This is a genomic window from Streptomyces sp. NPDC001270, from assembly GCF_042896695.1.
GTDB lineage: Bacteria > Actinomycetota > Actinomycetes > Streptomycetales > Streptomycetaceae > Streptomyces.
In genome coordinates, this window is the sequence record NZ_JBIAXM010000001.1 from 121,165 (window position 1) to 146,985 (window position 25,821).

The window sequence follows — 25,821 nt, forward strand, 5'->3', positions numbered from 1 at the left end:
GGCGAGCAGCCGGCGGCGGTCGGCAACCGGCAACCAGCAACCGGCGGCCGCCGCCCCGCCTAACTCGTCAGGGCCGCCGTCCGGGCGGCCCGGTGGGCGAACACCTCCTCCCGGCGGTCCGCCGCCTGCCGCAGCGCCTCCTTGCGCTCCCGCTTGGAGAGCCGGTCCAGGTAGAGGTGTCCGTTCACGTGGTCGGTCTCGTGCGCGAGGCAGCGCGCGAAGTACCCGGTGCCCTCGACGACGAGCGGACCGCCGTCCCGGTCCAGGCCGCGCACCACGGCCCGGTCCGGGCGCGGCACCTCCACCACGGCACCCGGTACGGACAGGCAGCCCTCGCCCTCGTCGAGCAGGTTCCGGCCGGCCGGGTCGAGCTGGTCCAGCACGGGATTGACGATGTGCCCGACATGTCGGACACCGTCGTCGTCGGGGCAGTCGTAGACGAACAGCCGGAGGTCGACACCGACTTGGTTCGCCGCGAGACCGGCCCCCTCGGCGATGTACATCGTCAGGAACATGTCGTCGATGAGCGCGGCGAGGTCGGGTCCGAACTCGGTGACGTCCCGGCACGGCTTGTGCAGCACCTCCTCGCCGGCCTCGGTGATCCGCCGCACCGAGCCGCGCCCGGCCTCGGGGGCGAGCCGTGGATAGGAGTCGACGGGCCTGCCCTGGACGAAGACGCTCGGCATCTGATGTCTCCTCGTGGTTGTGAGAATGCTGTGGGTGACGGGACTTTTGGGTTCCCGGTTGCGGAACCCCTCCCTACTCTCCGGGTTTCATGACACCAGAACACGCTCAGCAGTCCCAGGGGCGCGTCGGACACTCCCGCAGACGTTTCCTTGCCGCCGCCGGCGGGATGGCGGCCGGGGGAGCGGTCGCCGCCACCGTCCTGGGGCCGGCGGGAAGCGCTGCCGCGGCCCCCGGCTCCGCGGGCAGACGGGTCGCCGTCCTCGGTGGCGGCGTCTCGGGTCTCAGCGCCGCCCACGAACTGGCAGAACGCGGCTACGAGGTCACCGTCTACGAGTACTACGACGCCCTCGGCGGCAAGGCCCGCTCGATGGACGTCCCCGGCACCGGCGTCGGCGGACGCAGGCCGCTGCCCGGCGAGCACGGGTTCCGCTTCTTCCCCGGCTTCTACCGGAACCTGCCGGACACCATGCGCCGCATCCCCGTCCCCGGCAACCCGGGCGGGGTCCACGACAACCTCCGCAGCGGCACCGAGGCGCTGTTCGCGCGCGACGCCGGCCGCCCCGATCTGCACTTCCCGCTGCGCCGGCTCACCACCCCGCCCGCACCCGGTGACCTCACTCCGGCCTGGATCCGCGACCAGGTCCTGTCCGTCCTCGACCTCGGCGCCCGGCTGCCCGCCCACGAGGCCGCCTACTTCGCCGACCGCCTCCTGGTCCACCTCACCAGTTGCGACGCCCGCCGCGAGGACCAGTGGGAGAAGGTCGCGTGGTGGGACTTCATCCGGGCCGGCGAGATGAGCCGCGAGTACCAGGTGCTGCTCGGCATCGGCCAGACCCGCAACCTGGTCGCCACCCGCGCCGAGATCGCCTCCACCCGCACGGTCGGCCGGGTCATCATCGAGGCCCTGCTGCTGTGGGGTCTGCTGGGCCGGGGCATGGACGGCGACGCCGACGTCGACCGCGTCCTCAACGCCCCCACGAGCGAGGCATGGATCGACCCCTGGGAGACGTACCTGCGCTCACTCGGCGTCGAGTTCGTGCTCGGTACGCAGGTGCGGGAGGTGGTGTACGAGGGCGGCCGGGTGACCGGAGTGCGGGTGTCCGCGCGGGACGGCGGCGCGGAGCACACCGTCACCGCCGACCACTACGTCTCCGCGCTGCCCGTCGAGCACGCCCGCGCGACCTGGGGCCGGGCCCTGCGCGCGGCCGACCCGCAACTGGGCCGGTGCGACGCGCTGAAGACGGACTGGATGACGGGCGTGATGTTCTACATGCGAGGCCCGACCCCGGTCGTGCACGGGCACATCAACTGCATGGACTCACCCTGGGCGGTGACCGCCGTCGGGCAGGCCCAGTTCTGGGACGGCCGGGACTTCGCGCGCGACTACGGGGACGGGCAGGCCCGCGACTGTCTCTCCGCCATCGTCTCGGAGTGGGACAAGCCCGGCATTCTGTACGGGAAGACGGCCCGTGAGTGTACCCGGGAGGAGATCGTCGCCGAGCTGTGGGCACAGCTGAAGGACGGTCTGAACGACCCGGGCAAGACCACCCTCAGGGACGAGGACAGGCTGGGCTGGTTCATGGACCCGGCGGTGACGGGACTGGGCGGCCCGGACCCGCAGAACCGCGAGCAGCTGCTCATCCACCCCACGGGCACGCTCTACAACCGGCCCTCGGCGAAGACGGCCGTACCGAACTTCTTCCTCGCGGGCGACTACATCCGCACGGATGTGGACCTCGCGACGATGGAAGGCGCCAACGAGTCCGCGCGACGGGCCGTCAACGCACTCCTGGATGCGGACAATTCGGACGCCGAACCCTGCCGGCTGTGGGAGCTGTTCCGCCCGCCGGAGCTGGAACCCCTCAAGCGGGTCGACGAGCTGCGCTACCGGCTCGGCCTGCCCAACACCTTCGACCTGGGATGAGGCGGAGGGCCGCCGCCCCCGAGCGGCGGCGGCCCTTTCCTGTCGGAGGTGTGCTCACAGCACGCGCACCGCGCCGCTCGGCGGGTCGTACGACAGCGGCTTCTCGACGATGCCCGTGGACGGGTTCTGCGCGCCGACGAACATCCCGTCGCCGACGTAGACGGCCACGTGGTAGGCGCTGCCCGAACCGCCCCAGTAGAGGATGTCGCCCGGCTGAAGGTTGCTCAGCGAGACCTGGGTGCCCGCGGTCGACTGGTCCTGGGAGACGCGCGGCAGGCTGACCCCGATCTGCTTGAAGGCCGCCTGAACCAGGCCGGAGCAGTCGTAGGCACTGGGGCCGGAGGCGCCCAGCACGTAGGACTTGCCGATCTGCGCCTTCACGAACGAGATGACGGCGGCGACCGAACCGGTGGCCGTGGAGCTGCTGCTGGAGACGCTCGCCGAGGCGCCCGAGCCGGAGGTGGACGCCGAAGCGGTGAGGGCGGCCCGTGCGGCGTCGCGCGAGGCGCGCTCTGCGGCGGCCTTGCGGGCGGCCTCCTCCGCTGCCTTCTTCTTCCTGGCCGCTGCCTTCTTCTTGGCGTCCGCCAAGTCCGCCTTGGCCTGCTTCGCGGCGTTTGCGGCGGCGGCATCGCGTTCGGCCGCGAGTTCGTAATTGGCGGCGGCCAGCTGAGTGACCTCCGCGGACTGGGCTACCTGCACGGCCATGTCGGCCGTGAGGGTGGGCAGTTCGAGCGTCTGGGTCACGGGTTCGGCCGCGTTCGCCGAACCCGACGCTCCGGCGACTGCCAGGGTGCCGAGGACACCACCGGCAACTCCGGCCCGCATCGCCATCTTGGACGAGCTGCGGCGGGGTTTCCGGTGGCTTCGTATGTGAGCGGTGTGGGACATGGGAATAAGCGGTACCAGGGGCTCCTTCATATCTTCAAGAAACGTGTGGTGCGCCACAGTTGCTCGGTCGCGACAGCGAATCCCGGGCGTGTCGCTTTTTATTGACGCCGTAACGGACATTGTGGACGCAGGCGATCATGCCCGTGATCATGGGCTTTCGCTAATACGCCCGAATTGCCCTGCGCCTATCACCGCTTGAAGTCGGGGCCAAGCCTGCTCTTATGCGCCTCTCATCGATGTGGCAGAGGTCACGGAACGGTCACCACCGCGCTCGCGTCTCGTGTCCGGTTTGCGCCCCGTCGACTTCGTGAACGCGTGCACGCGGCCACGGGTGCGTGTGCGCGTCCACATCGCGCCCCTCGTCCTCCTCTGATGTGTGAATGCGCTCCTCTATCACCACGTCCGGTCCCATGCCAATTTGCATGCAAGAGAAGTCTCTTGATATTGAGACGCGCCCTCCAGCCTGCGCTGACGAGCGAAAATGTCACCTCTGGTGACTGCTCGAACGCTTCGCGTGTGAAGATCACTGCTCATCCGACTTCATGATCCTTCGTCAGGTGGTGGAGATCACAAAGCTTGTGTAATACCCCGTGTCGCAGATCACAGAGCGGCGGGCATAAGATGCGTGTCAGTTGGGCTTGTGACCTGCTTCACATGTTCTCGATCTTCGCTCGGGACGAGCGGGGCCCGTGGGACGGGTGGGGCGGATGTGAGTCCGATGCAACCTCCCCCGGGTCCCGGCTTCGCCCGACCAGGGGGGACGCCCATGCAGTCAGTGCCGACTGAGAGGAGCGAGGAGCGGTGAACGCGTATGCGCCCATCCTCGTACTGGGAGCCCTCGGGGCAGGCTTTGCGATCTTTTCCGTGGTCATGGCCACGTTGGTCGGGCCGAAGCGGTACAACCGCGCCAAGCTCGAAGCCTACGAGTGCGGCATCGAGCCGACCCCCACGCCGACCGGCGGCGGACGCTTCCCGATCAAGTACTACCTGACGGCGATGCTCTTCATCGTCTTCGACATCGAGATTGTCTTCCTCTACCCCTGGGCCGTCACCTTCGACGCCCTAGGTGTCTTCGGGCTCGTGGAGATGCTGCTTTTCGTACTCACCGTCTTCGTCGCGTACGCGTACGTATGGCGGCGCGGCGGCCTGGAATGGGACTGAGGGGCCTACGGACATGGGACTCGAAGAAAAACTGCCGAGCGGTTTCCTGCTGACCACCGTCGAACAGGCCGCGGGCTGGGTGCGCAAGTCGTCCGTCTTCCCCGCGACCTTCGGCCTCGCCTGCTGCGCCATCGAGATGATGACGACCGGCGCCGGCCGCTACGACCTGGCGCGCTTCGGCATGGAGGTCTTCCGCGGCTCGCCGCGCCAGGCGGACCTCATGATCGTCGCGGGCCGGGTCAGCCAGAAGATGGCCCCGGTGCTGCGCCAGGTCTACGACCAGATGCCCAACCCCAAGTGGGTGATCTCCATGGGTGTCTGCGCGTCCTCGGGCGGCATGTTCAACAACTACGCGATCGTCCAGGGCGTCGATCACATCGTCCCGGTGGACATCTATCTCCCCGGCTGCCCGCCCCGCCCCGAGATGCTGATGGACGCGATCCTCAAGCTCCACCAGAAGATCCAGTCCTCCAAGCTCGGCGTGAACGCCGAGGAAGCGGCCCGCGAGGCGGAGGAGGCGGCGCTCAAGGCCCTGCCCACGATCGAGATGAAGGGGCTGCTGCGATGAGCGACGCGAACGGCACCGGCGGCACCAACGGCGTGAACCCCGAGAAGGACCTCGCCGCCTCCAACCTCCCCGGCCAGCGTGGCGACGGGGGTGAGGAGATCCGCGTCCAGCGCGGCATGTTCGGTGCCAACAACGGCGGTGACACCTCGGGCTACGGCGGTCTGGTGCGCTCGGTCCGGCTCCCGGGACCGGCCACCCGCCCTTACGGCGGCTGGTTCGACGAGGTCGCCGACGAACTGGAGGGCGCGCTGGAGGAGCAGGGCCTGGTCCCCGGCAACGCCATCGAGAAGACGGTCGTCGACCGGGGCGAGGTGACCTTCCACATCGAGCGCGAGCACCTGCTCCGGGTCGCCCGCACCCTGCGCGACGACCCGGCCCTGCGCTTCGAACTGTGCACCGGCGTCAGCGGCGTCCACTACCCGCAGGACAAGGGTCGTGAGCTGCACGCCGTCTACCACCTGCGCTCGATCACCCACAACCGGCTGATCCGCCTGGAAGTCAGCGCCCCGGACAGCGATCCGCACATCCCGTCCCTGGTCTCCGTCTATCCGACCAACGACTGGCACGAGCGCGAGACCTACGACTTCTTCGGAATCGTCTTCGACGGTCACCCGGCCCTGACGCGGATCATGATGCCGGACGACTGGCAGGGCCATCCGCAGCGCAAGGACTACCCCCTCGGCGGCATCCCCGTCGAGTACAAGGGCGCCCAGATCCCGGCCCCGGACCAGCGGAGGTCTTACTCGTGAGCACGCAGTCAGCATCCGCGGCGTCGGCGGCTTCGGCGCGCGAGACCACCGAGGGCACCGTCTACACGGTCACCGGTGGCGACTGGGACGAGGTCGTCCAGTCGGCGGCCCGTGCCGACGACGAACGCATCGTCGTCAACATGGGGCCCCAGCACCCCTCCACCCACGGGGTGCTCCGCCTGATCCTGGAGATCGAGGGCGAGACGGTCACCGAGGCCCGCTGCGGCATCGGCTACCTGCACACCGGTATCGAGAAGAACCTCGAATACCGGACGTGGACGCAGGGCACCACGTTCGTGACGCGCATGGACTACCTGACGTCCTTCTTCAACGAGACCGCCTACTGCCTCGGCGTCGAGAAGCTCCTCGGCATCGAGGACGACATCACCGAGCGAGCCAAGATCATCCGGGTGCTCCTGATGGAGCTGAACCGGATGTCCTCGCACCTGGTGTGCATCGCCACCGGCGGCATGGAACTGGGCGCCACCACGATCATGATCTACGGATTCCGTGATCGTGAACTGATTCTCGACATCTACGAGCTCATCACGGGCCTCAGGATGAACCACGCGTACATCCGGCCCGGCGGACTCGCCCAGGACCTGCCGCCCGGCGCGGTGGACCAGATCCGCGAGTTCGTGAAGAAGATGAAGAAGAACCTCCCGGAGTACGACAAGCTCGCCACCGGGAACCCCATCTTCAAGGCCCGCATGCAGGACATCGGCTACCTCGACCTGGCCGGCTGCATGGCCCTGGGCGCCACCGGCCCGATCCTGCGCTCCACCGGCCTGCCGCACGACCTGCGCAAGACCCAGCCGTACTGCGACTACGAGACGTACGACTTCGACGTCCCGACCGCCGACAGCTGTGACGCCTACGGCCGCTTCCTGATCCGCCTGGAGGAGATGCGCCAGTCGCTCAGGATCGTCGAGCAGTGCCTGGACCGGCTCCAGCCGGGACCGGTCATGGTCGCCGACAAGAAGATCGCCTGGCCCGCCCAGCTCGCCCTGGGACCGGACGGGCTCGGCAACTCCCTCGACCACATCAAGAAGATCATGGGCACCTCCATGGAGGCCCTGATCCACCACTTCAAGCTCGTCACCGAGGGCTTCCGCGTTCCGCCGGGACAGACGTACGCGGCGGTCGAGTCGCCCAAGGGTGAACTCGGGGTGCACGTCGTGTCCGACGGCGGCACCCGCCCCTTCCGGGTCCACTTCCGGGACCCGTCCTTCACCAACCTGCAGGCCATGGCGGCGATGTGCGAAGGCGGCCAGGTGGCCGACGTGATCGTGGCCGTGGCGTCCATCGACCCAGTGATGGGAGGCGTCGACCGGTGACCACCTCTTCTTCGGAGCGGGGCGTCAGCCTGGGCATGCCGGAACTGCCCGCGCCCGCGTATCCGGACGACGTACGGGCCCGGCTGGAGGCGGACGCGCGTGAGGTCATCGCGCGCTACCCCGACTCCCGGTCGGCCCTGCTGCCGCTGCTGCACCTCGTGCAGGCGGAGGAGGGCCACGTCACGCGCACCGGGATGCGGTTCTGCGCGGATGTGCTGGACCTGACCACGGCCGAGGTCACCGCGGTCGCCACCTTCTACACCATGTACCGGCGCAAGCCGTCCGGTGACTACCAGGTGGGCGTCTGCACCAACACACTGTGCGCGGTGATGGGCGGCGACGCGATCTTCGAATCGCTCCAGGAGCACCTGGGCGTCGGCAACGGTGAGACCACCGACGACGGCAAGGTCACCCTGGAGCACATCGAGTGCAACGCGGCCTGCGACTTCGCACCGGTCGTGATGGTCAACTGGGAGTTCTTCGACAACCAGACCCCGGCGAGCGCCGCCCGCCTCGTCGACGACCTCCGCGCGGGACGCCCTGTCGAGCCCACGCGCGGGGCCCGCCTGTGCACCTTCAAGGAGACCGCACGCATCCTGGCCGGCTTCCCCGACGAGCGGCCAGGGGCCGTCGAGGAGAGCGGCAGCGCGGGACCCGCCTCGCTGGTGGGCCTCCGCCTGGCCAAGGGGGAGACCGCACCCGCGCGCGTGGTCCATCCGCGTGCCCAGGAACCCCAGGACACGCCGCCCACCGGCCAGGCCACCGAGGAGGGGGAGTGATGAGCGTGGCAGCCGAGCTCAAGGACCACAGCCCCGAGAAGCTGCTCGCACCCGTGCTGTCGGCCTTCTGGGACGAGGACAAGTCCTGGACGCTGGACGTCTACCGGAGGCACGAAGGGTACGAGGGGCTGCGCAGGGCGCTCGCCATGTCGCCGGACGACCTGATCGCGTACGTCAAGGACTCCGGTCTGCGCGGGCGCGGCGGGGCCGGCTTCCCGACGGGAATGAAATGGCAGTTCATTCCCCAGGGGGATGGAAAACCGCACTATCTAGTTGTCAACGCCGACGAATCGGAGCCCGGAACCTGCAAGGACATCCCGCTCCTCTTCGCGAACCCGCACAGCCTCATCGAGGGCATTGTGATCGCGTGCTATGCCATCAGGTCGTCTCATGCCTTCATCTATCTGCGTGGTGAAGTCGTCCCCGTTCTGCGGCGGTTGCACGAGGCCGTGCGCGAGGCCCGTGCGGCCGGCTACCTCGGCGAGAACATCCTGGGCAGCGGACTCGACCTCGAACTCACCGTGCACGCCGGCGCCGGCGCGTACATCTGCGGTGAGGAGACCGCGCTGCTGGACTCGCTCGAAGGCCGCCGCGGTCAACCGCGGCTGCGTCCCCCTTTCCCTGCTGTCGAAGGGCTCTATGCCTGCCCGACTGTTGTGAATAACGTCGAGTCCATCGCGTCGGTTCCCGCCATCCTGAAAAACGGCAAGGAATGGTTCAGGGCGATGGGCAGCGAGAAGTCTCCCGGCTTCACGCTCTACTCGCTCAGCGGGCACGTCGCGAGCCCCGGCCAGTACGAGGCGCCGCTCGGCATCACACTCCGCCAACTCCTGGAGATGAGCGGCGGGATGCGACCCGGCCACCGCCTCAAGTTCTGGACGCCGGGCGGCTCCTCGACGCCGATGTTCACCGACGAGCACCTGGACGTCCCCCTCGACTACGAAGGAGTGGGCGCCGCCGGTTCCATGCTCGGCACCAAAGCCCTGCAGTGCTTCGACGAGACGACCTGCGTGGTGCGGGCGGTGACCCGCTGGACCGAGTTCTACGCCCACGAGTCCTGCGGCAAGTGCACCCCGTGCCGCGAAGGAACGTACTGGCTCGTGCAACTGCTGCGGGACATCGAGGCCGGCAAGGGTGCCATGACCGACCTCGACAAGCTCGCCGACATCGCCGACAACATCAACGGCAAGTCCTTCTGCGCCCTCGGCGACGGCGCCGCCTCGCCGATCTTCTCCTCGCTCAAGTACTTCCGCGAGGAGTACGAGCAGCACATCACGGGCCGGGGCTGCCCCTTCGACCCGGCCAAGTCCACGGCCTGGGCCGACCGCCCGGAGGTGAACGCATGACCGTGACCACCAGCGCTCCCTCAGGCGGGGGAGAAGCGGCGGTCCCGCCGGAAGACCTCGTCACGCTGACGATCGACGGCATCGAGATCAGCGTGCCCAAGGGCACCCTGGTCATCCGGGCCGCCGAGCAGCTCGGCATCGAGATCCCCCGTTTCTGCGACCATCCTCTCCTCGATCCGGCCGGCGCCTGCCGGCAGTGCATCGTCGAGGTCGAGGGCCAGCGCAAGCCCATGGCGTCCTGCACGATCACGTGCACGGACGGGATGGTGGTGAAAACCCACCTCACCTCGCCGGTCGCCGAGAAGGCCCAGCACGGTGTGATGGAGCTGCTGCTCATCAACCACCCGCTGGACTGCCCGGTCTGCGACAAGGGCGGCGAGTGCCCGCTGCAGAACCAGGCGATGTCGCACGGCAACGCCGAGTCCCGCTTCGAGGGACGCAAGCGGACCTACGAGAAGCCCGTCCCCATCTCCACCCAGGTGCTGCTCGACCGCGAGCGGTGCGTGCTGTGCGCCCGCTGCACCCGGTTCTCCAACCAGATCGCGGGCGACCCGATGATCGAGCTGCTGGAGCGGGGCGCGCTCCAACAGGTCGGCACCGGCGAGGGCGACCCCTTCGAGTCGTACTTCTCCGGGAACACCATCCAGATCTGCCCGGTCGGCGCGCTCACGTCGGCGGCCTACCGCTTCCGCTCCCGCCCCTTCGACCTGGTGTCCTCGCCGTCGGTCTGCGAGCACTGCTCCGGTGGCTGTGCGACGCGCACGGACCACCGGCGCGGCAAGGTCATGCGACGGCTCGCCGCGACCGACCCCGAGGTCAACGAGGAGTGGATCTGCGACAAGGGGCGGTTCGCGTTCCGGTACGCCCAGCTGAAGGACCGGCTCGACACACCCCTGGTGCGCAACGCCGAGGGCGAGCTGGAACCGGCGTCCTGGCCGGACGCCCTGCAGATCGCCGCCCAGGGGCTGCTGGCGTCGCGCGGCAGGACCGGTGTCCTCACCGGCGGTCGGCTGACCGTCGAGGACGCCTACGCCTACAGCAAGTTCGCGCGCGTGGCGCTCGACACCAACGACATCGACTTCCGCGCGCGTGTGCACAGCAGCGAGGAAGCCGACTTCCTGGCCTGCCGGATCGCCGGCAGCGGCCGTGACCTCGACGGAACGGGTGTCACGTACACCTCGCTGGAGAAGGCGCCCGCCGTTCTCCTGGTCGGGTTCGAGTCCGAGGAGGAGGCGCCCGGCGTCTTCCTGCGGCTGCGCAAGGCATGGCGGGGGCACGGGCAGCGGGTGTTCGCGCTGGCCACGCACGCCACCCGCGGGCTGGAGAAGGCAGGCGGCACGCTGCTGGCCGCGGCCCCGGGCACCGAGACCGAGTGGCTGGACGCGCTCGCGTGCGGCGTCGGCCTGGACGGGCCGGGGATCAGGGCGGGCGAGGCGCTGCGGGCCGAGGGCACGGTGATCGTCGTCGGTGAGCGGCTGGCCGGGGTGACCGGCGGCTTCACCGCCGCGGTACGGGCCGCCTCCGCGACCGGGGCGCAGCTGGTGTGGATCCCGCGCCGGGCAGGCGAGCGCGGGGCGATCGAGGCGGGCGCGCTGCCGTCGCTGCTGCCGGGCGGACGCCCGGCGACCGACCCGCGCGCGCGTGAGGAGGTCGCGGCTGCCTGGGGGCTCGCCGAACTCCCGCTGGGCTACGGCCGTGACACCGGCCAGATCGTGTCGGCCGTCGCGAGCGGTGAACTGCAGGCGCTGCTGGTCGCGGGCGTGGAGGTCGCCGACCTGCCCGACCCCGCACGCGCGCGTGCGGCGCTCGCCGAGGCCGGTTTCGTGGTCTCGCTGGAGCAGCGGCCCAGCGAGGTCAGCGAGCAGGCCGACGTCGTGTTCCCGGTCGCCGCGGTCGCCGAGAAGGCGGGCACCTTCCTCAACTGGGAAGGCCGGGCCCGGTTCTTCGAGGCCGCGCTCAAGCCCGACCAGATGACCCGGCGGCTGCCGCCGACCGACGCGCGCGTGCTGCAGATGCTCGCGGACGCCATGGACGTCCACCTGGGTCTGCCGGATCTGCGCACCACGCGCGCGGAACTGGACCGGCTCGGCCCCTGGGACGGTCCGCGGGCCTCCGAACCGCTGGAGACGGTGACCGCGCTGCCCCGTCCGGCCGTCGGCGAGGCCGTGCTCGCCGGGCACCGGCTCCTGCTCGACCAGGGCGTCCTCCAGCAGGGCGACGAGGCGCTGGCCGGAACCCGGCACGCGGCCCACGCGCGCGTGTCGGCCGCGACGGCCGCCGAGGCGGGCGTCACGGACGGCGACGTCCTCACCGTCACCGGCCCCGCCGGGACGGTCGGACTCCCGGTCGAGATCACCGAGATGCCCGACCGGGTGGTGTGGCTCCCGCTGAACTCCGTGGGCGGCGGCGTGGCCTCCGACACCGGGGCCCGGCCCGGCTCCCTCGTTCGCATCGGCCCGGCGACCCCCGCCGACCAGGCCCCCAAGGAGGTGGAGGCATGAGCCCGTACATCGCCGCTGAAGACCTCTCGATGTTCGGCCGTGACCCCTGGTGGCTGATCGTCGTCAAGGCGGTGTTCTGCTTCGCCTTCCTGATGGTGACCGTGCTGTTCTCCATCGTCTGGGAGCGCAAGGTCGTCGCCTGGATGCAGTTGCGCATCGGCCCCAACCGGCACGGCCCCTGGGGCATGCTCCAGTCGCTCGCCGACGGCATCAAGCTGATGCTCAAGGAGGACCTCGTCGTCCGGCGCGCGGACAAGGTGGTCTACGTGCTCGCGCCGATCGTCGCCGCCATCCCGGCGTTCATGGCGATCGCGGTGATCCCCTTCGGCCCGGCCGACAACCAGGTCTCGATCTTCGGCCACCGCACCACGATGCAGCTCACCGACCTGCCGATCGCGATGCTCTACATCCTCGCGGTCGCCTCGGTCGGCATCTACGGCATCGTCCTCGCGGGCTGGAGTTCCGGGTCGACCTACCCGCTCCTCGGCGGCCTGCGCTCCTGCGCCCAGATGATCTCCTACGAGATCGCCATGGGCGCCGCGTTCGCCTCGGTCTTCCTCTACTCGGGGTCGATGTCGACATCGAGGATCGTCGAACAACAGCACGACCAGTGGTACATCCTGCTGCTGCCGGTCTCCTTCATCCTCTACATCGTCACGATGGTCGGCGAGACCAACCGCGCCCCCTTCGACATGCCGGAGTCCGAGGGCGACCTGGTGGGCGGCTTCAACACCGAGTACTCGTCGATCAAGTTCGCGATGTTCATGCTCGCCGAGTACGTGAACATGGTGACGGTCTCGGCCGTGGCGACCACCCTCTTCCTGGGCGGCTGGCGGGCCCCGTGGCCGATCAGCACCTTCTGGGAGGGCGCGAACCACGGCTGGTGGCCGATGCTCTGGTTCGTCGTCAAGGTCCAGTTGCTGCTGTTCTTCTTCATCTGGCTGCGCGGCACCCTCCCGCGCGTCCGCTACGACCAGCTGATGAAGCTCGGCTGGAAGGTCCTCATCCCGGTCTCCGTGGTGTGGCTGATGCTCGTCGCCTCCGTACGGGCCCTGCGGAACGAGAACTACGACTTCGCCGACATCGCCCTGTACGTGGGCGGCGCCATCCTCGCCCTGCTGCTTCTGTCCTTCATCGTCGACATGTTCATGGAGAAGGCGAAGGCGGACCGGCGGCCGGCCGGACCACCGCCCGGCTTCGACCCGATGGCGGGCGGATTCCCGGTGCCGCCCCTGCCCGGACAGGAACTGCCGCCGGTTCCGCGGCGCCGCCCGCGCCGTGACCGGGAGCTGATTGTCAGTGGTGGGGCGGACACTGTCAGTGACGGATCTTCGGATGGAAAGGAGGCGTCCGATGGCTGAGGAGCCCAAGGAGACCGGGAACACGTCACCCGGTTTCCAGAACCCCGTGGCCGGCTTCGGCGTGACCTTCAAGGCCATGTTCAAGAAGCGGCTGACCGAGCAGTACCCGGAGCAGAAGAAGACCACGGCCCCGCGGTTCCACGGACGGCACCAGCTGAACCGCCATCCGGACGGCCTGGAGAAGTGCGTCGGCTGCGAGCTGTGCGCCTGGGCCTGCCCCGCCGACGCCATCTATGTGGAAGGCGCCGACAACACCGACGAGGAACGCTACTCGCCGGGCGAGCGGTACGGCAGCGTCTACCAGATCAACTACGCCCGCTGCATCCTGTGCGGCCTGTGCATCGAGGCGTGCCCCACGCGCGCGCTCACGATGACCAACGAGTTCGAACTGGCCGACTCCAGCCGGGCCAACCTCATCTACACCAAGGAGCAGCTGCTCGCCGGTCTCGAAGAGGGCATGGTCGACACCCCGCACGCGATCTACCCGGGCACCGACGAGCAGGACTACTACCGGGGACTCGTCACCGAGGCGGCGCCGGGCACCGTGCGCCAGCCCGCCGTCTCCAAGGGCGAGAAGCCCGAGGGGCAGGGGGTGGAGTCATGACCGCGCAGCTCGCCGCCTACACCACCTCCACCGGTGAGGCATTCCAGTTCTGGGTCCTCGGCACCGTCGCCGTGATCGGCGCCCTGTGCACCGTCTTCATGAAGAAGGCCGTGCACAGCGCGCTCTCCTTGGCCGGCACCATGATCGTCCTGGCGGTGTTCTACCTCGCCAACGGTGCCTACTTCCTGGGCATCGTGCAGATCGTCGTCTACACCGGCGCGATCATGATGCTGTTCCTGTTCGTGGTGATGCTCGTCGGTGTCACCGCGGCGGACTCCCTGAAGGAGACCATCAAGGGCCAGCGCTGGCTGGCCCTTCTGTGCGGGGTCGGCTTCGGCGTCCTGCTGTTCGCGGGCATCGCGAACGCCTCCCTGAAGCAGTTCAACGGCACCGGCCGGGCGAACGCGAACGGCAACGTGGAGGGCCTCGCCTCCCTCATCTTCACCAAGTACGTCTTCGCCTTCGAGATCACCGGCGCCCTGCTCATCACCGCCGCGGTCGGCGCCATGGTGCTCACCCACCGGGAGCGCACCGAGCGCGCCAAGACCCAGCGCGAGCTGGCCGAACAGCGGGTGCGCGAGGGTACGCACGTACCGCCGCTGCCGGCCCCCGGCGTCTACGCCCGGCACAACGCCGTGGACGTCGCGGGCCTGCTGCCCGACGGCACCCCGGCCGAGCTGACGGTCAACAAGACCCTGCGGGAACGGGGCCAGATCCGTGACGTGTCGACGGAGGCGCTCGACGACCTCCGGGCGCTCGAACGGCGCGCGGAGGACCGGCTGGAGCGGACCGAGAGCGAACCGGCGAACTCCAAGCGGACCGAGGAGGCGTCGAAGTGAACCCCGTCAACTACCTCTATCTCGCCGCCCTGTTGTTCACGATCGGCGCCACGGGCGTGCTCATCAGGCGCAACGCGATCGTCGTGTTCATGTGCATCGAGCTGATGCTCAACGCCTGCAACCTGGCGTTCGTCACCTTCTCCCGGATGCACGGCAATCTCGACGGCCAGATCATCGCGTTCTTCACGATGGTCGTCGCCGCCGCGGAGGTCGTGGTCGGGCTCGCGATCATCGTGTCGCTGTTCCGTACCCGCCACTCGGCCTCGGTCGACGACGCCAGCCTGATGAAGCTGTAAGGGGCACTGAACCGTATGAACGCAGAGAACCTGATTGCGCTGCTGATCGCGGCGCCTCTGCTCGGAGCGGCCGTCCTGCTGGTCGGTGGCCGGCGCCTGGACGCCGTCGGCCACTGGATCGGCACACTGCTGTCGACGGCTTCCTTCGTGATCGGTGTGATCCTCTTCGCCGACCTGCTCGGCAAGGGCGCCGAGGACCGCACCCTGATCCAGCACCTGTTCAGCTGGATCCCGGTCGCCGGTTTCCAGGCGGATGTCACCTTCCGCCTCGACCAGCTGTCGATGACCTTCGTCCTGCTGATCACCGGTGTCGGGTCGCTGATCCACCTGTACTCGGTCGGGTACATGGAGCACGACGAGCGGCGCCGCCGCTTCTTCGGCTATCTGAACCTGTTCCTCGCGGCGATGCTCCTGCTCGTCCTCGCCGACAACTACCTTCTGCTGTACGTCGGCTGGGAGGGCGTCGGTCTTGCCTCCTACCTGCTGATCGGCTTCTGGCAGCACAAGCCCAGCGCGGCGACCGCGGCGAAGAAGGCGTTCCTGGTCAACCGGGTCGGCGACATGGGCCTGTCGATCGCCATCATGCTGATGTTCACGACGTTCGGGACGTTCGCCTTCGAGCCGGTCCTCAGCCACGCCGCTGACGCCGGCGAGGGCAAGCTCACCGCGATCGGCCTGCTGCTGCTGCTCGCCGCCTGCGGCAAGTCCGCCCAGGTGCCGCTGCAGTCCTGGCTCGGGGACGCGATGGAGGGCCCGACCCCGGTCTCGGCCCTGATCCACGCCGCCACGATGGTGACCGCGGGCGTCTACCTGATCGTCCGTTCCGGCGCCATCTTCAACTCGGCGCCCGACGCACAGCTCGTCGTCACGGTCGTGGGCGCGGTCACGCTGCTGTTCGGTGCGATCGTCGGTTGCGCGAAGGACGACATCAAGAAGGCCCTGGCCGGTTCGACGATGTCGCAGATCGGCTACATGGTGCTGGCGGCGGGCCTCGGCCCGATCGGCTACGTCTTCGCGATCATGCACCTGGTGACGCACGGCTTCTTCAAGGCCGGGCTGTTCCTCGGCGCCGGTTCGGTCATGCACGGCATGAACGACGAGGTCGACATGCGGAAGTTCGGCGGCCTCAGGACGTACATGCCGGTCACCTTCATCACCTTCGGCCTCGGCTACCTCGCCATCATCGGCTTCCCGGGCCTGTCCGGCTTCTTCTCCAAGGACAAGATCATCGAGGCGGCGTTCGCCAAGGGCGGCACCGAGGGCTGGATCCTCGGCGGCGCGGCCCTGCTCGGCGCGGCCATCACCGCGTTCTACATGACCCGCGTGATGCTGATGACGTTCTTCGGTGAGAAGCGCTGGCAGCCCGACGAGAACGGCAATGAGCCGCACCCGCACGAGTCGCCCAGGGTCATGACGATCCCGATGATCGTGCTGGCCGTCGGCTCGGTCTTCGGCGGCGCGGCCTTCAGCATCGGTGACCGCTTCCTGCACTGGCTGGAGCCGGTCACCGGCCATGCGGAGGGGCATCCCCCGGTCAGCGCCGGTGTGGTCACCGGCGCCACCCTGGTGGTGCTGGTCCTCGGCGTCGCGGTCGCGTACCTCCAGTACGGCCGCAAGTCCGTCCCGGCGGTCGCCCCGCGCGGCTCGCTGCTCACCCGGGCCGCCCGGCGCGACCTGTACCAGGACGACTTCAACCACGTCGTCCTGGTCCGCGGCGGCGAACACCTGACGCGCTCCCTGGTGTACGTCGACCACACCCTGGTCGACGGAGTGGTCAACGGCACGGCGGCCGGCGTCGGCGGCCTGTCCGGACGGCTTCGCCGACTGCAGAACGGCTTCGCGCGCAGTTACGCGGTCTCGATGTTCGGCGGTGCGGCACTCCTGGTCGCCGCGACCCTGCTGATGAGGGCGGTCTGATACCGATGTCCTTTCCCCTGCTGACAGTGACGGCGGCGCTCCCGGCCGTCGGGGCGGTCGCCACGGCGGCCGTACCGGCGGCGCGGCGCACCGCCGCCAAGTGGCTGGCGCTGCTGGTCTCGCTGGCCACGCTCGCCCTGGCGATCGTCATCCTGGTCCGTTTCGACCCGGGCGGCGACCGCTACCAGCTCACCGAATCCCACTCCTGGATCAGGGACTTCGGGGTCAGGTACGAGCTGGGCGTGGACGGCATCGCGGTCGCCCTCATCGCCCTGACCGCCCTGCTGATCCCGTTCATCGTCCTGGCGGGCTGGCACGACGCCGACCCGCTGGAGACCGGCAGCCGCCGCTGGCGGCCGACCCAGGGCTTCTTCGCCCTGATCCTGGCCGTCGAGGCGATGGTGATCATCTCCTTCGAGGCCACCGACGTCTTCCTCTTCTACATCTTCTTCGAAGCCATGCTGATCCCGATGTACTTCCTCATCGGCGGCTTCGGGGACCGAGCCCACGAGCACGGCGAGAAGGCGGCGGCGACGCAGCGGTCGTACGCGGCGGTGAAGTTCCTGCTCTACAACCTGGTCGGCGGTCTGATCATGCTGGCCGCGGTGATCGGCCTCTACGTGGTCGCCGGGAACTTCAGCCTCCAGGAGATCGCGCAGGCACGGGCCGACGGCTCGCTGCACATGGCGACCAGCACCGAACGCTGGCTGTTCCTGGGCTTCTTCTTCGCCTTCGCGGTGAAGGCGCCGCTGTGGCCGCTGCACACCTGGCTGCCCAACGCCATGGGGGAGGCCACCGCCCCGGTCGCCGTCCTCATCACCGCGGTCGTCGACAAGGTGGGCACCTTCGCGATGCTCCGCTTCTGCCTCCAGCTGTTCCCGGAGGCGAGCAAGTGGGCGACTCCGGTCATCCTCGTCCTGGCAGTGATCAGCATCATCTACGGGGCGCTGCTCGCCGTGGGCCAGCGGGACATCAAGCGCCTGGTGGCCTACGCGTCGATCTCGCACTTCGGCTTCATCATCATGGGCATCTTCGCGATGACCAGCCAGGGCCAGTCCGGTGCCACCCTGTACATGGTCAACCACGGCATCTCGACGGCCGCCCTGATGCTGGTCGCGGGCTTCCTGATCTCCCGGCGCGGCTCGCGGCTCATCGCGGACTACGGGGGAGTGCAGAAGGTCGCCCCGGTGCTCGCCGGCACGTTCCTGATCGGCGGACTCGCGACCCTGTCCCTGCCGGGCCTCGCGCCCTTCGTGAGTGAATTCCTGGTCCTGGTCGGTACGTTCACGCGGTATCCGGTCATCGGCATCATCGCCACCTTCGGCATCGTCCTCGCCGCGCTGTACACCCTCGTGCTGTACCAGCGCACGATGACGGGCCCGGTGAAGGCCGAGGTCGCCAGGATGCCGGACCTCCGGGTGCGGGAAGTCCTGGTGGTCGCCCCGCTGGTGGTGCTGCTGATCTTCCTGGGCGTCTACCCGAAGCCCGTCGCGGACATCGTCAACCCGGCGGTCAAACAGACCATGTCCGACGTACACAAGACCGACCCCAAGCCCGAGGTGGAGGCGGCCAAGTGAGCGCAGCAGCCGTCCACAGCCTGTGGACAACCGCGGCCGACCCGATCTCGAAGATCGACGCGCCGAAAATCGAGTACGGACAGCTGTCGCCGACCCTGATCATCATCGGCGCGGCGATCGTCGGGGTGCTGATCGAGGCGTTCGTGCCGCGCAGGTCCCGTTACTACGCCCAGATGTTCGTGTCCGTCGTGGCACTGTGCGCCGCCTTCGCCGCGGTGGTCGCGCTCGCGGCCGACGGATTCGGTACGACCAAGGCGCACATCGCGGCGATGGGCGCGATCGCCGTGGACGGACCGGCCCTGTTCCTCCAGGGCACGATCCTGCTGGCCGGTCTGGTCGGCCTGTTCACCTTCGCCGAGCGGCGCCTGGACCCCGAGGCGCACGGCAACCGGGTCGACTCGTTCGCCGCGCAGGCGGCTTCCGTGCCCGGCAGTGACAGCGAGAAGGCGGCCGTGAAGGCCGGGTTCACCACCACCGAGGTCTTCCCGCTGCTGCTGTTCGCGATCGCCGGCATGCTGGTCTTCCCCTCGGCGAACGACCTGCTGACCCTGTTCATCGCCCTGGAGGTCTTCTCCCTCCCGCTCTACCTGCTGTGCGCGCTGGCCCGCCGCAAGCGGCTGATGTCGCAGGAGGCCGCGGTCAAGTACTTCCTGCTGGGCGCGTTCGCCTCCGCGTTCACCCTGTTCGGCATCGCCCTGCTGTACGGCTACGCGGGCTCGGTGTCGTACGCGACGATCGCGCAGGTCGTCGACGGCACGGTCACCACGGTCGACCCGGCCCTGGCCAACACCATGGGCAATGACGCGCTGCTGCTGATCGGCGGCGCGATGATCGTGATGGGCCTGCTGTTCAAGGTGGGCGCGGTCCCGTTCCACATGTGGACCCCGGACGTCTACCAGGGCGCGCCGACCCCCGTGACCGGCTTCATGGCGGCGGCCACCAAGGTGGCGGCGTTCGGCGCGCTGCTGCGGCTGCTGTACGTCGTCCTGCCCGGCCTGCGCTGGGACTGGCGCCCGGTGATGTGGGCGGTCGCGATCGTCACCATGCTGGGCGGCGCGATCGTCGCGATCACCCAGACCGACATCAAGCGGCTGCTGGCGTACTCGTCGATCGCGCACGCGGGCTTCATCCTCGCGGGTGTCATCGCGACCTCGAAGGACGGCGTCTCCTCCGTCCTCTTCTACCTGCTCGCGTACTCCTTCGTGACGATCGGCGCGTTCGCCGTGGTCACCCTGGTGCGCGACGCGGGCGGCGAGGCGACGCACCTGTCCAAGTGGGCCGGGCTCGGCCGCCGTTCGCCGCTGGTCGCGGCCGTGTTCGCGGTGTTCCTGCTGGCCTTCGCGGGCATTCCGCTGACCTCCGGGTTCGCCGGTAAGTTCGCCGTGTTCAAGGCGGCGGCCGAGGGCGGTGCGGCTCCGCTGGTGGTGATCGGTGTGATCTCCTCGGCGATCGCGGCGTTCTTCTACATCCGGGTGATCGTGCTGATGTTCTTCAGCACGCCCCAGCCGGAGGGCCCGACCGTCGCGGTGCCGTCGCCGCTGACGATGGCGGCGATCGGGATCGGCGTCGCCGTCACGGTGGTGCTCGGCGTGGCACCGCAGTACTTCCTGGATCTGGCGAACCAGGCAGGCGTCTTCGTGCGCTGACGCGTCACCTGCGTCCATGGCGGCGGCGCGGCACCGCTCGGGGGTGCCGCGCCGCCGTCGTTCGCCTTCGGCACGACACCGGTCCCGGCCGCCGGTCCGGACACCGACGCCTGCGAACGAGTGCCGTGTCCTTGACGTGGAGCGACACCAGAGCCTGTGGATAACTCCGGGGCTGTCGGTCCGGACCCCTATCGTGGAGGCAGTGGTCGAAGGACGACGTACGGGGGCACGGCGATGGGCGTGACGGGCGGGATCGGCGAAATGCCAGGGGTGACAGAGAGCGAGGCGCTGGCCACGCTGCACCGGGTCTTCGGGTACGAGGCATTCCGGGGCGAGCAGGAAGCGGTCATCGAGCACGTGGTGGCGGGCGGGGACGCGGTCGTCCTCATGCCGACCGGTGGCGGCAAGTCGCTGTGCTACCAGATCCCGGCCATGGTCAGACCCGGTACGGGCATCGTGGTCTCGCCGCTCATCGCGCTGATGCAGGACCAGGTGGACGCGCTGCGGGCGCTCGGCGTGCGTGCCGGGTTCGTCAACTCCACCCAGGACTTCGACGAGCGGCGCGTGGTGGAGGCGGAGTTCCTGGCGGGGGAGCTGGACCTGCTCTACCTCGCCCCGGAGCGGCTGCGTCTGGACTCCACCCTCGACCTGCTCTCCCGCGGCAAGATCTCCGTCTTCGCGATCGACGAGGCGCACTGCGTGTCCCAGTGGGGCCACGACTTCCGCCCCGACTACCTCGCCCTGTCCCTGCTCGGCGAGCGCTGGCCGGACGTCCCGCGGATCGCGCTGACGGCGACGGCGACCCACGCCACCCACGAGGAGATCACGCAGCGGCTGAACATGCCGTCGGCCCGGCACTTCGTGGCGAGCTTCGACCGGCCCAACATCCAGTACCGGATCGTGCCCAAGGCCGACCCCAGGAAGCAGTTGCTCGCCTTCCTGCGCGAGGAGCACGCGGGCGACGCGGGCATCGTGTACTGCCTGTCGCGCAACTCGGTCGAGAAGACCGCGGAGTTCCTGAGCCGCAACGGCATCGAGGCGGTGCCCTACCACGCGGGCCTGGACGCGGGCACGCGCGCGGCGCACCAGTCACGGTTCCTGCGGGAGGACGGCCTGGTCGTGGTGGCGACCATCGCCTTCGGCATGGGCATCGACAAGCCGGACGTGCGGTTCGTCGCCCACCTCGACCTGCCCAAGTCCATCGAGGGCTACTACCAGGAGACGGGCCGCGCGGGCCGCGACGGACTCCCCTCCACGGCCTGGATGGCCTACGGGCTCAACGACGTCGTGCAGCAGCGCAAGCTGATCCAGTCCGGCGAGGGCGACGAGGCGTTCCGCCGCCGGGCCGCGGCCCATCTGGACGCGATGCTCGCGCTGTGCGAGGCGGCCGGCTGCCGGCGCGGCGGACTGCTCGCCTATTTCGGCCAGGATTCCGCCCCGGCAGGCTGCGGCAACTGCGACACCTGCCTCACCCCGCCCGAGACCTGGGACGGCACGATCGCCGCGCAGAAGGTGCTGTCGACCGTCGTGCGGCTGCAACGGGAGCGCGGGCAGAAGTTCGGCGCCCTGCAGATCGTGGACATCCTGCTCGGCAAGCGCACCGCCAAGGTCATCCAGTTCGACCACGACCAGTTGTCCGTCTTCGGCATCGGGGACGACCTGGCCGAGGGCGAGTGGCGGGGGGTGATCCGGCAGCTGCTGGCCCAGGGGCTGCTGGCGGTCGAGGGAGAGTACGGCACGTTGGTGCTGTCCGAGGCGAGCGGCACGGTGCTGCGGCAGGAGCGGGAGGTGCCGCTGCGCAAGGAGCCGAAGAAGCCGGCTGCCGCGCGCACGTCGTCCTCGGCGTCCGGCCGGGGCGACCGCAAGCCCAAGGCGGCCGTGGCCGAGCTGCCGGAGGAACTGCTCCCCGCCTTCGAGGCGCTGCGCGCCTGGCGCGCCGACCAGGCCCGTGAGCAGGGCGTTCCCGCCTATGTCATCTTCCATGACGCTACCCTGCGGGAGATCGTCACCAGATGGCCCGGGTCGGTGCGGGAGCTGGCCACGGTGGGCGGCGTCGGTGAGAAGAAGCTGACGACGTACGGGGACGGGGTGATCGAGGTGCTGTCCGGGCTCGATGCCCCGTCCGCGGCCGGGGAACCTGCTGCCACTGCTACTGCCGGTCCCGCCGGGGGGAGCGGGGCGGCGGCGGACGACGCCTGGCCCGACCCGGACGCCGAACCGGAGCCCGAGCCGGAGGACTGGTTCTAGGAAGTTTCCGGGACCTCTCCAGGGCCGCTCCAGGGCCGCTCCAGGGCCTCTTCCGGGACTCCTGGGCCTCTCCTGGGGCCTTGTCCCGGACCCCTTTCCTGGGGCCTTCTGCTGGACCCCTTCTCCGGTTCTCCGGACCTTCATGGACGAGGGCCGTATCGGGGCTGTGCGGTGAGCGTCAGGACAGCGCCGTCAGCCCCGGGGCGAAGGTGATCAGCAGGGGCAGCAGCGGCACCAGCGCGGCCACCGTCGTGGTCAGGGCCCGGTGTCGGCGCAGCAGCCGGGGCGGGGGCTCCAGCAGGCGGTCCACCCGCTCTCCCAGCAGGCGTCGGCTGGAGGCGCAGGTCAGAACACCGCGGTGCTGGTTCAGCTCGATCAGGGCGAGGGCCGTGGTGAGGTGTCCGCAGCGGCGCGACGCCGTGTCGTCGGCGGCCAGTTCGACCAGGCGGTGGGTCTGGTCGCAGAAGTGGGCGAACAGCGGGACCCGGGGGAAGCCGGTGGCCAGTGCGGTGGACAGATGCAGCAGCCAGTCGTGGTGGGCGCGGGCGTGGCCGCGTTCGTGGGTGAGGACGGCGTCCAGCTGGTGATCGGTGAGACGTTGCAGCGCACCGGTGGTGACCACCAGCTGCGGCGGATGACCCGGCATCCACCAGGCATCGGGGTACTCGTCCTCCAGCACCAGCATGGGTCCGCGCGCCGTGGGGAGCCCGGCGGGCAGGTCGGGGGCGCGTTCGCGCAGGTGCGCGCGGGTCTGGTCGCGGCTCCGGCGCGCCTCGACCAGCTCGCGGGCGAGCATCGCCGTAGTCCAGGCGGCGCCGCAGGCCAGCAGCACGGTGAGGGCGCCGGCCCAGACCGGGGTGGCGGAGAGGTCGTACGCGGCGGTGACAGAAGGGGGAGCGGGGGCGAAGACGTGATCACGAACGGTGTGGAAGACGGCCGCGGCACCCAGCGTCAGTCCGGCCAGGCAGCTGAGCAGCACCGTGGCGACCAGGCACTGCCATGCCCACAGTCCGACCACGGGCTCCCGTTCGGGCCAGGCGGCCCGGGTCAGCGCACGGGGCGCCGGCACGGCGAACGTCAGGGTGACGACGCTCAGCAGGAGCAGGCAGACGGTCATGCCGGGGGCTCCGGTTCCTGGTCGAAGCGGAACGGGTGTCTGGTGGTGCGTGGGAGCCGGCGCATCGGGTGGTGCGATGTCCCGCTCGCCAGTATGACGGGGTTGGGCGTCTGGAGTCAGGCGTCGAGACCGAACCGGCGCCGCGTGCGTCGGGCTCCGGGCTGCCTTTCCTGTGGCTCGCGTTGCCCGTCGACTCGATCGGGGGTGCGGGGCAGGGGATGGGGTGGGGTCTGGTCAGGTCGAAAGGGGGCGAGTCGAGACGAACCGGGGATGTGGTGGCTCGGGGCTCCGCCTTCGCCCCGCCTGGCCTTGTTCGGGCGGACTGCCGCGACTGCCGTGTCCGGTTTCGGCGTACCGCCCGGCCTGGCAACGGCGAACCGCCCGGCCCGCTCGGCCCGCTCGGCCTCGCACGGGCGGACTGCCGCGTCTGGCTCCTGCGGTCCGTGCGGGCTGTCGGCAGTGAACCCTCCGCTCGGTTCCGGTGGCCCGGCCCGGGTGGTCCGGCCCCGCTCGGTTCCGGTGGTCCGGCCTTCGGTGCCGCGCACCGCCCGCCTGGCTCACTCGGTCGGCCACCTCCGGTCGGCGCCAGGAAGCACCGGCGGCGACGATTCCCCCGGAGCCCGGAGCCCGGAGCCCGGAGCCCGGAGCCCGGAGCCCGGAGCCCGGAGCCCGGAGCCCGAGGGCCTGTTCTGCGCCGAACGGTGCTCAGTGCCGGAGCCGAGGGCGGATGCGGTCGCGGTCGGGGGTGGAGGACGAGTTCGGGTCGGGCTGACGTTGAGGTCAGGGCCGGAGTCGTGGTCAGGGCCAGGTACCCGTCGGCCCGGGTTCGGAGGAGCCCGGCCGCGCGGGATCACCCGGATCACTCGACGAGGTGAGCCGGCGGCTCGGCGGACGGCCTCGGCTGGGTGGCGGCTCGGCGTTCCGGGGCCGCGGTGGTGACGCGGCGGCGGCCGTTTTGCGGGTCAGGCGCGTGGCGCGACCCGGCCGGTGACGTCGCCCAGTCCCACCCGGGCACCGCCGGGGCCCGGTGCCCAGGCCGAGAGCGTCACCACGTCCCCGTCCTCCAGGAACGCCCGCTTGCCGTCGGGGAGTTCCAGCGGGTCCTGCCCGTTCCAGGTCAGTTCGAGGAAGGAACCGCGCTGGGCCGGTTCCGGCCCGCTCACCGTGCCCGACCCGTACAGGTCGCCGGTGCGCAGGGAGGCGCCGTTCACCGTCATGTGCGCCAACTGCTGGGCCGCCGTCCAGTACATGGTGGAGAACGGCGGTTCGGAGACCACGTGGCCGTTGACCGCGACGGTGATCCGCAGGTCGTACCCGCCGGGCTCGTCGCCGGAGTCGGAGTCGTCCAGGTACGGCAGCAGGGGGTGGGTGCGCCGCGGCGGTGCCACCCGGGCCTCCTCCAGGGCCTCCAGCGGGGTGATCCAGGCCGACACGGAGGTGGCGAAGGACTTGCCGAGGAACGGGCCGAGGGGCGCGGCCTCCCACGCCTGGATGTCCCGTGCGGACCAGTCGTTGAGGAGGCACAGCCCGAAGACGTGCTCGCGGAAGTCGCCCAGCCCCACCGGCTCGCCCTGCCGCGACGGCACCCCGACGACGAAGCCGACCTCGGCCTCGATGTCCAGCTTCACCGTCGGCCCGAAGACCGGGGCCGGGTCGGCGGGGGCCTTGCGCTGGCCCGACGGCCGTACCACGTCGGTGCCGGAGACCACGACCGTGCCGGAGCGGCCGTGGTAGCCGATCGGCAGGTGCTTCCAGTTCGGGGGCAGCGGCTCCGGGGCGTCGGGGCGGAAGATCCGGCCGGCGTTCCGGGAGTGGTGTTCGGAGGAGTAGAAGTCGACGTAGTCGGCGACCTCGAAGGGGAGGTGCAGGGTCACCGAGGACAGCGGGTGGAACAGCGGCTCGATCGTCTCCCGGTGGGAGGGGACCGTCACCCACGCGGTCAGTGCGCGCCGCACGTCCGACCACGCCGTGCGGCCCGCGGCGAGCAGCGGGTTGAGGGTGGGCCGTGCGAGCAGGGAGACATACGGCGAGCCGAGTGCGGCGGCCGCGGCGCCCGCGTCGAGCACGTGGTCGCCGAGCCGGACGCCGACTCGCCGCTCCTGGCTGCCGAGGGGCGAGAACACGCCGTACGGGAGGTTGTGCGGGCCGAAGGTGTCGCCCTCGGGGACGTCGAAGGGGGGCATGGGTGGTGCCTCGCTCTCATCCGTGCCGTGCATGGCCATGCGTGCCATGGTTCGCGGCACACGTTACGGGTGTGGCGCCTTCCAGGGCAGTGTC

The 25,821-nt window shown here is 69.9% G+C and carries 20 protein-coding genes; 16 read left to right on the top strand and 4 right to left on the bottom strand.

What is annotated here, in order from left to right:
- Nucleotides 1–59: 59 nt before the first annotated feature.
- Entirely contained in the window at nt 60–686 is a 627-nt protein-coding gene (gene def, locus ACFY2B_RS00585) for a peptide deformylase (RefSeq protein ID WP_390760970.1), read from the bottom strand.
- A gap of 89 nt (nt 687–775) precedes the next feature.
- Here def and ACFY2B_RS00590 point away from each other — a divergent pair, with 89 nt between their 5' ends.
- The gene (locus tag ACFY2B_RS00590; RefSeq protein WP_390760971.1) at nt 776–2,611 is read left to right on the top strand and encodes an FAD-dependent oxidoreductase; all 1,836 of its coding nucleotides are present in this window, start codon (nt 776–778) and stop codon (nt 2,609–2,611) included.
- A gap of 54 nt (nt 2,612–2,665) precedes the next feature.
- Here the strand turns inward: ACFY2B_RS00590 and ACFY2B_RS00595 are convergent, their stop codons facing one another.
- The gene (locus tag ACFY2B_RS00595; RefSeq protein ID WP_390760972.1) at nt 2,666–3,499 is read right to left on the bottom strand and encodes a C40 family peptidase; all 834 of its coding nucleotides are present in this window, start codon (nt 3,497–3,499) and stop codon (nt 2,666–2,668) included.
- Nucleotides 3,500–4,300: 801 nt separating this feature from the next.
- Here ACFY2B_RS00595 and ACFY2B_RS00600 point away from each other — a divergent pair.
- The 15 genes from ACFY2B_RS00600 (at nt 4,301) to recQ (ending at nt 22,427) form a co-directional block, all read left to right on the top strand.
- Nucleotides 4,301–4,660, top strand: a complete 360-nt coding sequence (locus ACFY2B_RS00600) for an NADH-quinone oxidoreductase subunit A (protein WP_376529938.1) — start codon at nt 4,301–4,303, stop codon at nt 4,658–4,660.
- A gap of 13 nt (nt 4,661–4,673) precedes the next feature.
- Nucleotides 4,674–5,228 (top strand): NADH-quinone oxidoreductase subunit B family protein, encoded by a 555-nt coding sequence (locus tag ACFY2B_RS00605; protein WP_018528252.1) that lies wholly within the window; start codon nt 4,674–4,676, stop codon nt 5,226–5,228.
- Nucleotides 5,225–5,977, top strand: coding sequence for an NADH-quinone oxidoreductase subunit C (locus tag ACFY2B_RS00610; RefSeq protein WP_390760973.1), 753 nt, complete (start codon nt 5,225–5,227; stop codon nt 5,975–5,977). The genes ACFY2B_RS00605 and ACFY2B_RS00610 overlap by 4 nt, the downstream gene beginning before the upstream one ends.
- Complete coding sequence (locus tag ACFY2B_RS00615; protein ID WP_376529934.1) at nt 5,974–7,314, top strand: NADH-quinone oxidoreductase subunit D; 1,341 nt, start codon at nt 5,974–5,976, stop codon at nt 7,312–7,314. Before ACFY2B_RS00610 ends, ACFY2B_RS00615 begins: the two co-directional genes overlap by 4 nt.
- The gene (nuoE, locus tag ACFY2B_RS00620) at nt 7,311–8,093 is read left to right on the top strand and encodes an NADH-quinone oxidoreductase subunit NuoE (protein WP_390760974.1); all 783 of its coding nucleotides are present in this window, start codon (nt 7,311–7,313) and stop codon (nt 8,091–8,093) included. The genes ACFY2B_RS00615 and nuoE overlap by 4 nt, the downstream gene beginning before the upstream one ends.
- A complete protein-coding gene (gene nuoF, locus ACFY2B_RS00625; RefSeq protein ID WP_390760975.1) occupies nt 8,090–9,439 on the top strand; it encodes an NADH-quinone oxidoreductase subunit NuoF in 1,350 nt (449 codons plus the stop codon). The genes nuoE and nuoF overlap by 4 nt, the downstream gene beginning before the upstream one ends.
- Nucleotides 9,436–11,940 carry an NADH-quinone oxidoreductase subunit G gene (locus ACFY2B_RS00630; RefSeq protein WP_390760976.1) on the top strand — a complete coding sequence of 835 codons (2,505 nt, stop codon included), beginning with the start codon at nt 9,436–9,438 and terminating at the stop codon, nt 11,938–11,940. The genes nuoF and ACFY2B_RS00630 overlap by 4 nt, the downstream gene beginning before the upstream one ends.
- Nucleotides 11,937–13,301, top strand: coding sequence for an NADH-quinone oxidoreductase subunit NuoH (gene nuoH / locus ACFY2B_RS00635; RefSeq protein WP_390760977.1), 1,365 nt, complete (start codon nt 11,937–11,939; stop codon nt 13,299–13,301). The genes ACFY2B_RS00630 and nuoH overlap by 4 nt, the downstream gene beginning before the upstream one ends.
- Entirely contained in the window at nt 13,294–13,905 is a 612-nt protein-coding gene (gene nuoI, locus ACFY2B_RS00640; RefSeq protein WP_390760978.1) for an NADH-quinone oxidoreductase subunit NuoI, read from the top strand. Before nuoH ends, nuoI begins: the two co-directional genes overlap by 8 nt.
- Nucleotides 13,902–14,744, top strand: coding sequence for an NADH-quinone oxidoreductase subunit J (locus ACFY2B_RS00645; RefSeq protein WP_390760979.1), 843 nt, complete (start codon nt 13,902–13,904; stop codon nt 14,742–14,744). The genes nuoI and ACFY2B_RS00645 overlap by 4 nt, the downstream gene beginning before the upstream one ends.
- A complete protein-coding gene (nuoK, locus tag ACFY2B_RS00650; RefSeq protein ID WP_023547474.1) occupies nt 14,741–15,040 on the top strand; it encodes an NADH-quinone oxidoreductase subunit NuoK in 300 nt (99 codons plus the stop codon). The genes ACFY2B_RS00645 and nuoK overlap by 4 nt, the downstream gene beginning before the upstream one ends.
- 15 nt (nt 15,041–15,055) lie before the next feature.
- Nucleotides 15,056–16,957: an NADH-quinone oxidoreductase subunit L gene (gene nuoL, locus ACFY2B_RS00655; protein WP_390760980.1), complete on the top strand. Its 1,902-nt coding sequence runs from the start codon at nt 15,056–15,058 to the stop codon at nt 16,955–16,957.
- A 5-nt stretch (nt 16,958–16,962) separates the two neighbouring features.
- Nucleotides 16,963–18,534 (top strand): NADH-quinone oxidoreductase subunit M, encoded by a 1,572-nt coding sequence (locus tag ACFY2B_RS00660; RefSeq protein WP_376529917.1) that lies wholly within the window; start codon nt 16,963–16,965, stop codon nt 18,532–18,534.
- Nucleotides 18,531–20,180, top strand: a complete 1,650-nt coding sequence (gene nuoN / locus ACFY2B_RS00665; protein ID WP_390760981.1) for an NADH-quinone oxidoreductase subunit NuoN — start codon at nt 18,531–18,533, stop codon at nt 20,178–20,180. The genes ACFY2B_RS00660 and nuoN overlap by 4 nt, the downstream gene beginning before the upstream one ends.
- A 234-nt stretch (nt 20,181–20,414) precedes the next feature.
- A complete protein-coding gene (recQ, locus tag ACFY2B_RS00670) occupies nt 20,415–22,427 on the top strand; it encodes a DNA helicase RecQ (RefSeq protein ID WP_390760982.1) in 2,013 nt (670 codons plus the stop codon).
- A 178-nt stretch (nt 22,428–22,605) separates the two neighbouring features.
- Here recQ and ACFY2B_RS00675 read toward each other — a convergent pair whose 3' ends face one another.
- The gene (locus tag ACFY2B_RS00675) at nt 22,606–23,544 is read right to left on the bottom strand and encodes a M56 family metallopeptidase (protein WP_376529911.1); all 939 of its coding nucleotides are present in this window, start codon (nt 23,542–23,544) and stop codon (nt 22,606–22,608) included.
- A gap of 962 nt (nt 23,545–24,506) precedes the next feature.
- Complete coding sequence (fahA, locus tag ACFY2B_RS00680) at nt 24,507–25,727, bottom strand: fumarylacetoacetase (RefSeq protein ID WP_390761503.1); 1,221 nt, start codon at nt 25,725–25,727, stop codon at nt 24,507–24,509.
- Nucleotides 25,728–25,821: the final 94 nt, after the last annotated feature.